Origin of the sequence: Spirillospora sp. NPDC048819, from assembly GCF_040650055.1 — a bacterium.
Classification (GTDB): domain Bacteria; phylum Actinomycetota; class Actinomycetes; order Streptosporangiales; family Streptosporangiaceae; genus Spirillospora.
The window spans coordinates 55286-67207 of sequence record NZ_JBEZGN010000013.1 but is presented as its reverse complement, the minus strand read 5'-3'; the positions used below and the strand labels follow the sequence as shown (position 1 = coordinate 67207).

The following is an 11922-nucleotide window of genomic DNA, read 5'->3' as shown; positions in this document are numbered from 1 at the left end:
CTGGGGTCATGAACACCGAGGTCTCCGCACGGTTCGGCATCGAGTTCCCGCTGTTCGCCTTCAGCCACTGCCGCGACGTCGTCGCCGCCGTGACCAACGCGGGCGGCTTCGGCGTCCTCGGGGCGGTCGCCTACACCCCCGACCGCCTCGAAGAGGAACTGCGCTGGATCGACGACCACGTGAACGGCCGCCCCTACGGCGTGGACGTCCTGGTCCCCGGCAAGATCGACAAGTCCGCGGAGAGCGGCGGCGGCCTCGACGCCATGCTCGCCGCGATCCCCGACGAGCACTGGAACTTCCTCACCGGCCTGTTCGCCAAGTACGACGTCCCGCTGCCGGACTTCGAGCAGGCCAAGCGGTCCAACGCGCGCGGCGGCACCCAGGTCACCAAGGAGGGCGCGACCGAGCTGATCGACGTGTCGCTCGCCCACCCCATCGGCCTCATCGCCAGCGCCCTCGGCACCCCTCCCCCGCTCATGGTGGAGAAGGCGAAGGCCGCCGGGATCCCCGTCGCCGCGCTCGTCGGGACGTCCGAGCACGCCCGCCGCCAGGTCGCCGCCGGCGTCGACCTGATCGTCGCGCAGGGCGGCGAGGCCGGCGGCCACACCGGCGAGATCTCCACGATGGTCCTCGTCCCCGAGGTCGTCGACACCGTCGCCCCGGTGCCCGTCCTCGCCGCCGGCGGCATCGCCACGGGACGCCAGATGGCCGCCGCCCTGGCCCTCGGCGCGTCCGGCGTCTGGTGCGGCTCGGTCTGGCTCACCACCGAGGAGGCGGAGACCTCCGGCCCGGTGAAGGAGAAGATGCTCGCGGCCACGTCCCGCGACACGGTCCGCTCCCGCTCCCGCACCGGCAAGCCCGCCCGCCAGCTCCGCTCCGCCTGGACGGAGGAGTGGGAGGGCCCCGCGAGCCCCGGCCCCCTCGGCATGCCCCTCCAGATGATCGTCGCCGAGGGCGCCATGCGGCAGATCACCAAGATCGCCGAGTCCGGCAACCCGGGCGCACGGCAGCTCGCCAACTACTTCGTCGGCCAGTGCGTCGGCCTCATGAACACCGTCAAGCCCGCCCGCCAGGTCGTCTACGACATGGTCGGGGACTTCGCCGACGCCGTGGAGCGCCTCAACACCATCACGGGCGAATACTGAACGCCGCGGGGCTCGGCGCGCGCCGCCGTCCGCGCCGACCGCGGCCCTCACCCGCGACTCCGCGGCAGCGGTCAGAGGCTGTCGGCGGTCACCGCCTTCAGTTCGGCGAGCGACCGGCGGACGAGCGGGGCGAACTCCCGGGCGTCGGGGTCGTCGATCCAGCGTTGGAAGGCGGTCTTGAAGAGCGCGACGCCGGTCTCGGCGGCCAGGGTCGCGGGCCAGTCGGGGACGCCGTGGTCGCGGAGGGCGCCGGCGAGCGCCGATGACAGCCTGGCGAGCTTGATCAGCTCACGTTCCTGGAGTTCGACGTTGTCGGCGATGACGCCCTGGCGTTGCCGTACGAATGCGCGGCGCTCCTCGAACACGGGGCCGGCGGCTTCGAGTGCCGCGGCGATCGCGTCGAGCGGGGCGGCCTGAGAGCGGGGCGCGTCGCGGACCTCCCGCGCGAGCAGCTCCTGAAGTTCGCCCGCTCCCCCGAACAGCACCTCGCGTTTGTCGGCGAAATGCCGGAAGAACGTGCGTTCCGTCAGGCCCGCGCGTGCGGCGATGCCGGCCGCGGTGGCCTGGTTGAACCCGACTTCGCCGAACAGTTCGAGAGCCGCCCGCTCAAGTCGTCCACGCGCATCCGGCTGCCATCGGCCCACCTCCCGAGTGTAGCGCGATGACAGTCACTGTCATCGTGCGCTACTGTGATGACAGTGACTGACATCGAAGGGGAGGGAAACCCATGCGCGTTTTCGTCACAGGTGGCACCGGGAACATCGGCTCCGGCGTCGTCCGCGAGTTGCTCGACCATGGGCACGAGGTGGTCGGCCTTGCCCGCTCGGACGCTTCCGCGGCCGCGCTCGAGGCGGCCGGCGTCGCCGTTCACCGCGGTGAACTCGCCGATCTGGACGGTCTCCGCGCGGCGGCCGCGGCGGCGGACGGCGTCGTCCACATGGCCTTCGTGCACGACTTCACCGACTTCACCGCGTCGGCCGAAACCGACCTGCGTGCGGTGCGGGCGATGGGCGCCGCACTCGAAGGCTCCGGGCGTCCGCTGATCATCGCGTCCGGCACGAGCTTCGCGCCGGGCCGCACCGTGACGGAGGCCGATGAGGGCGACCCTCGGACGGCGGGTCCCCGGGGGGTGACCGAGCAGGAGCTGATCGCCATGGCCGGGCGGAACGTCCGGTCGGCGGCCGTCCGTTTTCCGCCGACGGTGCACGGCGCCGGTGACGTGCACGGCTTCATCCCCCGCCTCATCGGCGTCGCGCGTGACCGCGGCGTCGCCGCGTTCGCCGGCGACGGGACGAACCGGTGGCCCGCCGTCCACCGGCTGGACGCCGCGCACCTGGTCCGGCTCGCCCTCGAAGGGGCGCCCGCCGGGTCGCGGCTGCACGGGGTCGACGACGAGGGGGTGCCGCTCCGTCACGTCGCCGAGGTGATCGGCCGGCACCTGGGCCTCCCCGTCAAGGGCATCGCCGCCGAGGACGCGGCCGGGCACTTCGGCTGGCTCGGCGCCCTGGTCTCAGCCGATGTTCCCGCCACGAGCACGGCCACCCGCGCCCTGCTCGGGTGGAGGCCCCGGCACGCCGGTCTGCTGGCCGACCTCGACGAAGGGCACTACTTCCAGGCGGCCGCCACACGCTGACGCCGCCGGCTCCGCCGGGGCCCGCGCGATATCGTTGCGCTGACGTGTACGCCCCGTACCAGCGCGGACAGGCAACGGCGGGAGTGTCCGATGAGGATCGACGACCCGGTGGAGGAGGGTCGCGAAGCCTATGGGCGGCAGGCGTGGGCGACGGCGCACGCCGCGCTTTCCACCGCCGACGAGCGAGGCTCACTGGACGCCGAAGACCTCACCATGATGGGGACGGCGGCATACCTGTCCGGCCGGATGGACGCCGCGGCCGACGCGTGGCAGCGGGCGCACGTCGCGTTCCTCGGATGCGGCCGTCCCGCCCGCGCGGTCCGGTGCGCTTTCTGGCTCGCTCTCGTCCTCATGCAGCACGGGGATCACGCGCGCGGAGGCGGGTGGCTCGCTCGGGCTCAGGGCGTCCTGGACGAGGCGGGGCTGGACTGCGCCGAACGGGGGTACCTGCGGATTCCGCCCGCGCTGGGGGCCCTGGAGGGCGGTGACCCCGCGGCCGCGTATGCCGAGTTCGACCGGATCGTGGAGATCGCGGACCGGTTCGGCGACACCGACCTGCGTGCGCTCGGGGGTCTGGGCCGCGGTCAGGCGCTGATCGCCGGAGGGCAGGCGAGGCGGGGGGCCCGGGTCCTGGACGAGGTGATGGTCGCGGTGACCGCCGGAGAGGTGTCGGCGATCGCCGCGGGCATCGTCTACTGCGGCGTCATCGTCGCCTGCCGGGGTGTCTTCGACCTGCGGCGGGCACGAGAGTGGACCGCGGCCTTGAGCCGCTGGTGCGACGCCCAGGAGGACCTCACGGCGTTCCGCGGGCAGTGCCTGGTGCATCGCTCGGAGATCATGCAGATGTGCGGCGAGTGGACCGGCGCGATGGACGAGGCGCGGCGGGCCTGCGAGCGGCTGTCGGACCCGCCCGGCGACCCGGTCCTGGGGATGGCGCTCTACCAGCAGGCCGAACTGCTCCGGTTGCGGGGCGAGTTCGCCCGGGCCGAGGAGACCTATCGCCGCGCCAGCCGCTCGGGCCATCCGGTGCAACCGGGACTGGCGTTGCTGCGGCTGGCCCAGGGGCGGGTCGGCGACGCGGTCGCGGCGATGCGCCGGGTGGTCGAGGAGACCGAGGGTGTGGTGGAGCGGGCCCGGATGCTGGCCGCGTACACCGAGATCGCGCTGGCCGCCGGTGAGGTCGAGACGGCCCGGACGGCGACCGGGGAACTGGGGAACATCGCCGCGGTCTTCGACTCGTCCTACCTGCGCGCGCTGGTCGAGTACGCGCGCGGCACGGTGCTGCTGGCCGACGGCGACGCGGCCCGCGCATGCTCCGCGCTGCGCCGGGCCTGGACGTCCTGGCGGGAGCTGGACGCACCGTACGAGGCGGCCCGGGCGCGGCTGGGGATGGCCAGGGCGTGCCGCCGGCTGAACGATCACGACACCGCCGACCTGGAGCTGGACGCCGCCCGGCGGGTCTTCGAGGACCTGGGCGCCGCACCCGCCCTGGCGGAGGCGTGGGAACTGGCGGGCGCGCCGCGGAGCGCGGCCGGGGGACTGACGCCGCGGGAGCTGGAGGTGCTGCGGCTGGTGGCCACCGGGGCGACCAACCGGCAGATCGCCGAGACGCTGCTGATCAGCGACAAGACGGTGGCACGGCACGTCGCCAACATCTTCACCAAGCTCGGCCTGTCGTCACGTGCGGCCGCCACGGCCTTCGCCTACGAGCACGACCTGCTGTAGCCGACTACACGAAATCACCCATGTCGGCCCCTGCACGGCTTGGTCGATCCGCCCGAAGCGACGCCGGTCCGCCCGCGCCTACGTTCGCCTCAGGCGATGCCGATGAGCAGGGAGGCAGGGCATGACCACCGAGACACCGGGCCAGGAGCAGATCCGGGGCGCGTGGGACACGATCGCGCCCGGATACGACGAGTTCCTCACCCCGGGGAACATGCGGCACGGGGAGGCGGTGCTCCGCCCGCTGGGCATCCGCCCCGGCGCACGGTTCCTGGACGTGGCCGCCGGCAGCGGCGCGCTGAGCATCCCGGCCGCGCGTCTGGGGGCGGACGTGGTGGCGACCGACATCGCGCCGACGATGATCGAGCGGCTCACCGCCCGCGCCGCGAAGGAGGGCCTGGCGAACATCGAGGGCAGGGTCATGGACGGCCGGTCTTTGGAGTTCGCGGACGGCGCCTTCGACGTGTCCGCGTCCCAGCACGGGGTGTCGCTGTTTCCGGACCTGAGCGGCGGGCTCGCCGAGATGGTGCGCGTCACCAGACCCGGTGGCAAGATGCTCGTCGTCGCGTTCGGCGCGCTCCACAAGGCCGAGTTCCTCGGATTCTTCATGGGCGCCGTCCAGGCGGTCGCGCCCGCGGCCATGCCGCCGATGGAACCGCCGCCGCCCTTCCGCCTGGCCGACCCGGACCTCTTCCGGGAGCGCCTCGCCGCGGCGGGGCTGACGGGCGTGACGGTGGACACGATCACCTGGGACATGCCCGCCGAGTCCGCGACGCACCTGTGGAACATGGTCACGGCCAGCAATCCGATCGGGGCGCGGCTCGCCGCGGGCCTGACCGCGCGGCAACGCGGCGACGTGCACCGGGTGCTGGACGGGCTCCTGCGCGAACGCTCCGGCGGTGAGCCCGGCGCGGTGCTCCACGCGGAGATCAACGTCGGGACCGGCACGAAATGAGAAGGACCATGTGATGAACGGTCATGCGGAGTTCAGGAACGCGCAGCAACGCACGCTGAGCCGCTACGGGGTCGCGGCGGAATCCCGCCACATCGACGTGCCCGCCATCGGCGGCAGCGCCCACGTCCTGGTCGCGGGAGAAGGGCCGCCGCTGGTCATGGTCATCGGCGGGACGATCCCGGCGGCGTTCTGCGAACGCCTCCCCGCCTACGGCGGCAGCCTGCTCGCCCTGATGAACGTGGTGATGCGCGCCGGACGGCCGAGACGCGCGCCGCGCGGCGGCGCTCATGCCGGACGCCGAACTGCGCGTCGTCCCGGGTGGTCACGCGCCCTGGCTCAACCGCGCCGCCGAGATCGGCGAGCTCGCGCGGCGCTTCCTCGGTGGTCGCCACGACCGCGAACGACCGTGATCGTCCGCCAGGTCGTCCACGACCGCATCCACACCGTCGTCCGATTCCCGTCCGGCCCGGTCCCGCACGCCGGGACCCTGCCGGCGTGCCTCATTCGCCGGAGCGGTCGGGGAAGCGCATGACGGGATTGGTGCGGCCGGCGAGCAGCAGCACGGCCGCGATGCCGACGGCGGCGTAGACGGCCAGGACGATCAGGGGGCGGGTCAGGTCGTGGCCGTCGAAGTAGACGGCGTTGCGGACGGCCTCGGTCCCCGCCCAGTTGGGCAGCCAGGGGCCGACCGCGCGCCAGAACGGCGCCAGGAACTCCAGGGGCCACGGGCCGCCCGCCGAGGGGTTGCCCAGCACCACGAACGCGAGGATCGCCAGGGCCGTCCCGAAAATGCCGATCAGGCTCTCGGCCGCCGCGGTCGCCGCCGCCACCGCGAACACGCACAGGGCGCCGATCCCGGTGAGCAGCCATGGGCTGCCGGACAGGTAGCCGTAGCCGTGCTCCACGATCAGCGTTCCGGCGGCGCCGATGGCGGCGGCGTACACCGCGAAGGCCGCCAGGCGCACCACGGCGTCGCGGAACGTCGCGGCCGCCATGCCCCGGTACAGACCGACGATCGCGGCGACCAGGTAGGCGCTGACGATCCATCCGATCACGAGATAGAACGGGACGAGACCTTCCGGGTCGCCGGGGTCGGCGGGCGCCACGTCCGTCACCGACAGCGTCCTGCCCTCGGCGGCGGCCGTCCGGGCGAAGGTGTCGCGGAGCAGGCCGCTCGCGGTGGGCCCGAACGCGGAGGTGATCAGCAGCCTGCCCTCTTGGGGCAGGTACGCGCCGTAGACGTCCCGGTCGCGGATCGCGCGGCGCGCGGCGTCCGGCGTCGGGTAGGCGTGCACGTCGAAGGTGTCGCCCTGCCGGCGCAGTGTCGCCTCGATCGGCGCGGTGGCCTCGGCCGGCCCGACGACGCCGAGCGGTACGCGGTGCGGGTGCGGCGCGTGCAGGCCGCCCACGTAGGAGGCGACGAAGGCGGCGCTCAGGAAGAAGACGGCCACCATGAACATCGCGATGACCGGGTACGAGACGCCCCGCGAGGGCTCAGCCTGATACGCCACCACAACCGGTTACCCGGCTGTCGCCATCCGTAACTAAGGGTCGTGTGGTCGCGAGTCCCGATTTGCAGTGAGCGCGGTGAGGCGATTTAATAAATGCACATTCATTTATCAATGAGGGGATCATGCGATGGCGGGGCGGCCGCGGGGTGTGGACGACGCGGTGATCCTGCGGGCGGCGGTCGAGGTGATCGGGCGGATCGGCCCGGCGAGGCTCACGCTCGCGGCGGTGGCGGACGAGGTCGGGCTCGTGCCCGGCACGCTCGTCCAGCGGTTCGGGTCGAAGCGGGGTCTGCTGCTGGCGCTCGCGAAGCAGTCGGCACGGGACGCGGACGCGTTGCACGAGCGGGCGCGGGAAGGTCACGCGTCGGCGCTTGCGGCGCTCAGGGCGTTCGCGGGGGCGACGGTGTCCGAGATGACCACACCGGAGAGGTACGCCAACCATCTGGCCTTCCTCTGCATGGACCTCACCGACCCGGAGCTTCACGAGCAGGCCCTGGCCGTCCACCGGGCGAACGGGCGGGTGATCGAGACGCTGCTCGGCGCGGCGGTGTCCGAGGGCGGGCTCGTGTCCGGGACGGATGTCGGGGCGCTGGCCGAATCCATCCAGGCCGTCATCGCGGGAACTGGGCTGACCTGGGCCCTCGATCGGCGGGGAACGCTGCCCGAACGGCTCCGGCGCGAGGTCGACGCCGCCCTGGCGCCGCACGTCCCCTAGGGAGGGATCATGGAAGATCGTCCGCTGACGGACCATGTCGCGCTGGTCGCGGGTGGCACGCGAGGAGGTGGGCGGGGCATCGCCGTCCAGCTCGGGGCCGCCGGGGCGACCGTGTACGTCACGGGGCGCAGCAGTGGTTCGGGACGCTCCGACCTCGACCGGCCGGAGACCATCGAGGAGACCGCCGAGCAGGTCACGGCGGCCGGTGGGGCCGGCATCCCGGTCCGTGCCGATCACAGCCGTCCGGACGAGGTCAGCGCACTGGTCGAGCGGATCGCGGCGGAACAGGGCGGGCGGCTCGACGTGCTCGTCAACTCCGTGTGGGGCGGCGACCCGCTGACCGACTGGTCGCATCCGCTGTGGGAGCAGGACCTCGACGCCGGGCTGCGGCTGCTGCGGCGGGCGGTGGAGACGCACGTGATCACCAGCCGGTACGCGCTGCCGCTGCTGGTCGCCCGCGGGCGGGGGCTCGTGGTGGAGGTGACCGACGGCAACACCGCCCGCTACCGCGGTTCGTTCTTCTATGATCTCGCGAAGTCGGCGGTGATCCGCCTGGCCGTCGCACAGGCCGCCGAGCTGAAGCCGCACGGGGTCGCGGCCGTGGCCATCACCCCCGGCTTCCTGCGTTCGGAGGCCGTCCTGGAGCACTTCGGCGTCACCGAGGCGAACTGGCGGGACGCCATCGCCCAGGACCCGCATTTCGCCCATTCCGAGACGCCGGCCTATCTGGGACGGGCCGTGGCCGCGCTCGCGGCCGACCCCGGCGTCATGGCGAAGACCGGGCGGGCGCTGGCGACCTGGGGCCTGTACGAGGAGTACGGCTTCACCGACGTGGACGGCGCGCAACCCGACTTCGCCGCCCACTGGGCCGACGCCCTCGTGGACGAGTACGGGCCCCTGGGCGATCCGCTCTAGCCCGGCCGGCCGTCACCGCCGGGGGCCCGCTACGACCCGCCCGCCCGGGGCGGTCCGTCGATGACGAGACGGCCCCGGTGGGCGGTCACGCGCGTCCCGAAGGCGGCGCAGGCCCTGGTGAAACGCTCGGCGATCCACCGGTGGTCGGCGTCCTCGGCGAGGCCGGTGTGACAGAAACCGAGCCGCAGCGGCACGGCCTCGATGCGGGACGGCCCCGTACGGTCGAACGTGACCAGGAACAGGAGGCCGAGGTCGTTGCGCAGCATCTCGTCAACGACGTAGTCGTCGATGAAGTCGCCCATGTCGAAGACGACCGGCCAGGCCACGCCGTGGAAGACGTGCGCCGAGCTTCCGGCGACGAGCGCCGCGCCGGCGTCCACCAGTTCCTTCGCCGCCCGCCGGACATAGCGCAACGGCTCCTGGATCATGTTCGGCCCCCAGTGCGGCAGGACGAGCACCACGTCGCCGCCCTGCCGGAGCCGCCGGATCTGATCCGCCAGATACTCCGGGACGCCCTTCTCCAACTCGACATGGGCGACGCCCGGACGGCCGGGAGCGGCGGCGAAGTCGGACGGGTGATCGGTGATCCCCACGACCGCGACGCGGACGCCGCCTGCCTCCAGCGCAACGCTCTCTCGCGCCTCCTCAAGACCCGCACCCGCGCCGACGACCCGGATCCCCGCCCCTCCCAGGTGCTGGAACGTGTCCTCCAGCGCGTCCGGGCCGTAGTCGAGCGCGTGGTTGTTGGCGAGCGTCACGCAGTCCACGCCGAGATCGGCGAGCGCACCGGCCGCGTCCGGGGGTGCGCGGAAATGGAAGGGCTTGCCCGGCGCGTCCCACGGCCGGCCGCGGGCGGAAACGCAACACTCCAGATTCAGCAGGGCGAGGTCGGCCTCCGCGAAGGCTTCGCGCACGCCGGCGGAGAACAGGCCGTGCGGTCCGGAGGCGGCGATCTCCTCCGCCACTCCCCGGCCCAGCATGGTGTCACCGGCGAGCGCCACGGTGACGGTCATCGGCTCCTCCCATCAACGGCGTCGTCCACAGCCCTACCCGCCGGGGCGGAGCCGGTCACGGGGTGCGGGTGAACCAGGTGACCTGCGCGCCGTTGCTGAACGCCCGCCGCTCGGTCGGGGTGAACGGTGTGGGACGGAACGCACCGGTGAAGGCGGCGGTCCCCGCGCCGGCCACGACGGGGTAGTTCTTGACGATCAGTTCGTCGATCTCGGGCAGGAGGGCGGCGGCGAGCCTGCCGCCTCCGCAGAGCCAGATGTCCTTGTCGCCTTCCTCCGCCTTGAGCTCGCGGACGATGCCGAGCGGCTCCCTGACCAGTTCCACGCCGGGGTCGGCGATCTCGTCCAGCGTGGTGGACGCGACGTACTGCCGCATGTGCGCATACGGGCTGGTCACATCGATGTCGAGCGCGGGCTGATACGTCCCGAGCCCCATCATCAGTGTGTCGAACCGCTGGTTCGGAGCGTCCTCCGCCAGGCCGACGTGCGGGCGGACGTGGGTGGGGAGGGTCTCCGGGTACCGCTCGCAGATCCACGCCATCATGTCGTCGGCGAGCGGGTAGAAGTCGACTTTGCCGCCTGGACCGGCGATGTAGCCGTCGATGCTGACGCCGACGTAGTAGACGAGCTTTCGCATATGAGAACTCCGTTCATAGTACTCTAGTTGAAGTGGTTTGAACGTAGTACTACAGATGGAGTGGTGTCAACATGCGGCGGAACGTCGAGCGGAGGGCGGCGCTGGTCGACGCCGCGATCGAGGTGCTGGCCAGAGAAGGGGCGCGCGGGCTGACGTTCCGGGCGGTGGACGCCGAGGCGGGCGTGCCGGCGGGCACCGCGTCCAACTACTTCGCCAAGCGGGACGACCTGTTCACGCAGGCGGGCGGGCGGATCTACGAGCGCCTGCAACCGGACGCGGCCACCCTGGCGCGGACGTTCGAGGGGCCGCGCGACCTGGCCAAGGTCACCGAGGTGCTGCGCGGCACCGTCGGCCGGGTCGCCGAGTTCCGCACCGGCTACCTGGCCCTCCTGGAACTGCGCCTGGAGGCGACGCGGCGGCCCGAACTGCGGTCGGTCCTGACCGAGCGGGTGCGCGCGGACGTGGAGGCCAACGTCGCCCACCACCTGGACTCCGGCCTCCCGGGCGACGCCACCACGGTCCGCCTGCTCTACCTGGCGCTCAACTGGCTGATCGTGGAGCACCTCACCCTGCCGGGCGTGTTCTCCGACGACGAGGTACAGGAACTCGTGGCGGTCGCGGTGGAACGCGCCGCCCCGCGTTAGGACAGCGGCCGCCCCGGGCCCTTCTTGATCTGCTCGATGAACAGGCCGGCCAGCGCGTGATGCCCGGCGGCGGTCGGGTGATAGCTGCGCGGTTCGGCCTCGAGCGCCGAAAGGTTCAGCGCCAGGCCGTTCATGTACGGGTCCCCGCTGCCCACCTCGTGGCCGGCGAACGCGCTGTAGGCGTCGACGAACTCGACGCTGCCCCGGCCGTCCCGGGCGGCGATCTTCGCGTCGGCCTCCACGGCGGACTGCCGGATCAGCCGGCCCAGGTCGTGGGCACGCGCATTCAGCCACCGCTGGTCGGACACGGTGATGTTGTCCCCGTCCACACCGCTGACCTCGGAGAACGCCTTCGGGTACCCCATCACGATCACCCGTGCGCGCGGCGCCTTCGCGGTGATCTCGTCGAGCAGACCGGGCAGGCTCCTGCGCAACTCGGCCATCCGCGCGGCGATGTCCTCGCCCTGCCGGGTGCAGCTCTTGCTCCACGGCAGCTTGACGACGCATCCCGCGAGCACCTTGGAGAAGCCGACGTCGTTGCCGCCGATGCTCAGCGTGACCAGGCTGGTGTCAGGGCCGATGCGGCCGATCTGCGGCGGTTCCCCGCCCCGCCCGTCCAGCACATCGGCCGTCGTCGCGCCGGAGCACGCCCAGAACGCGCTGCCCTTCGCGAACCGGAAGGCCTTCGAGACCTCGTGGTAGTACGCCTTCGACGTCCGGTGGCACCGGTCGAGAGGGTTGTGGTCGGCCACGCTCGCCTCCGCGCCGACGCCCGAGGAGTACGAATCCCCTAACGCCACATAAGAGCCCCAGGTGGCCGCTTCGACCGGCGTGAGCGCGCTCTCGGTCGCCACCGGATCGGCGCGCACTTCGGGCCGGGGCTCATGGCACCCGCTGCCGAAGACCTTGCATCGGGCCGCCGGCAGCGCCACCAGCGGGACGACGCCGAGTGCCAGCAGCACCACCAGGACGGTGACGGCGAGGCCCCGCTGGCCGAACCGGTTCCGGACCCACGCCACCGGGCTGTTCATCGTC

Annotated in this window: 13 protein-coding genes; 8 read left to right on the top strand and 5 right to left on the bottom strand. The window is 72.6% G+C overall.

What is annotated here, in order from left to right; all coding sequences use genetic code 11:
- Positions 1–8 precede the first annotated feature (8 nt).
- Positions 9–1145 carry a nitronate monooxygenase gene (locus AB0C35_RS19370; RefSeq protein WP_358457529.1) on the top strand — a complete coding sequence of 379 codons (1137 nt, stop codon included), beginning with the start codon at positions 9–11 and terminating at the stop codon, positions 1143–1145.
- Positions 1146–1216: 71 nt separating this feature from the next.
- Here the strand turns inward: AB0C35_RS19370 and AB0C35_RS19365 are convergent, their stop codons facing one another.
- The gene (locus AB0C35_RS19365) at positions 1217–1789 is read right to left on the bottom strand and encodes a TetR/AcrR family transcriptional regulator (protein ID WP_358457526.1); all 573 of its coding nucleotides are present in this window, start codon (positions 1787–1789) and stop codon (positions 1217–1219) included.
- An 83-nt stretch (positions 1790–1872) separates the two neighbouring features.
- Here AB0C35_RS19365 and AB0C35_RS19360 point away from each other — a divergent pair, with 83 nt between their 5' ends.
- The 4 genes from AB0C35_RS19360 (at position 1873) to AB0C35_RS19345 (ending at position 5987) form a co-directional block, all read left to right on the top strand.
- Positions 1873–2778, top strand: a complete 906-nt coding sequence (locus AB0C35_RS19360) for an SDR family oxidoreductase (protein ID WP_358457523.1) — start codon at positions 1873–1875, stop codon at positions 2776–2778.
- Between the two features lie 90 nt (positions 2779–2868).
- Positions 2869–4503 carry a response regulator transcription factor gene (locus tag AB0C35_RS19355; RefSeq protein WP_358457520.1) on the top strand — a complete coding sequence of 545 codons (1635 nt, stop codon included), beginning with the start codon at positions 2869–2871 and terminating at the stop codon, positions 4501–4503.
- A 121-nt stretch (positions 4504–4624) separates the two neighbouring features.
- Positions 4625–5455, top strand: coding sequence for a methyltransferase domain-containing protein (locus tag AB0C35_RS19350; RefSeq protein WP_358457517.1), 831 nt, complete (start codon positions 4625–4627; stop codon positions 5453–5455).
- A gap of 13 nt (positions 5456–5468) precedes the next feature.
- On the top strand, positions 5469–5987 hold the full coding sequence (locus AB0C35_RS19345) for a hypothetical protein (RefSeq protein ID WP_358457514.1): 519 nt from the start codon (positions 5469–5471) through the stop codon (positions 5985–5987).
- Here AB0C35_RS19345 and AB0C35_RS19340 read toward each other — a convergent pair.
- Entirely contained in the window at positions 5956–6966 is a 1011-nt protein-coding gene (locus AB0C35_RS19340) for a hypothetical protein (RefSeq protein WP_358457511.1), read from the bottom strand. The two genes, AB0C35_RS19345 and AB0C35_RS19340, sit on opposite strands and share 32 nt — an antisense overlap.
- Before the next feature lie 127 nt (positions 6967–7093).
- Here AB0C35_RS19340 and AB0C35_RS19335 point away from each other — a divergent pair, with 127 nt between their 5' ends.
- Positions 7094–7681 (top strand): TetR/AcrR family transcriptional regulator, encoded by a 588-nt coding sequence (locus AB0C35_RS19335; protein ID WP_358457509.1) that lies wholly within the window; start codon positions 7094–7096, stop codon positions 7679–7681.
- Between the two features lie 9 nt (positions 7682–7690).
- Positions 7691–8596 (top strand): SDR family oxidoreductase, encoded by a 906-nt coding sequence (locus AB0C35_RS19330; protein ID WP_358457506.1) that lies wholly within the window; start codon positions 7691–7693, stop codon positions 8594–8596.
- A gap of 29 nt (positions 8597–8625) precedes the next feature.
- Here AB0C35_RS19330 and AB0C35_RS19325 read toward each other — a convergent pair whose 3' ends face one another.
- Together AB0C35_RS19325 and AB0C35_RS19320 are read right to left on the bottom strand one after the other, a co-directional pair.
- Positions 8626–9609: a CapA family protein gene (locus AB0C35_RS19325; protein ID WP_358457503.1), complete on the bottom strand. Its 984-nt coding sequence runs from the start codon at positions 9607–9609 to the stop codon at positions 8626–8628.
- A 55-nt stretch (positions 9610–9664) separates the two neighbouring features.
- Positions 9665–10243, bottom strand: a complete 579-nt coding sequence (locus AB0C35_RS19320; RefSeq protein ID WP_358457501.1) for a dihydrofolate reductase family protein — start codon at positions 10241–10243, stop codon at positions 9665–9667.
- Positions 10244–10314: 71 nt separating this feature from the next.
- Between AB0C35_RS19320 and AB0C35_RS19315 the strand changes: the two genes are divergently transcribed.
- Positions 10315–10887: a TetR family transcriptional regulator gene (locus AB0C35_RS19315; RefSeq protein WP_358457498.1), complete on the top strand. Its 573-nt coding sequence runs from the start codon at positions 10315–10317 to the stop codon at positions 10885–10887.
- Here the strand turns inward: AB0C35_RS19315 and AB0C35_RS19310 are convergent.
- The gene (locus AB0C35_RS19310; RefSeq protein ID WP_358457496.1) at positions 10884–11918 is read right to left on the bottom strand and encodes an SGNH/GDSL hydrolase family protein; all 1035 of its coding nucleotides are present in this window, start codon (positions 11916–11918) and stop codon (positions 10884–10886) included. The two genes, AB0C35_RS19315 and AB0C35_RS19310, sit on opposite strands and share 4 nt — an antisense overlap.
- Positions 11919–11922: the final 4 nt, after the last annotated feature.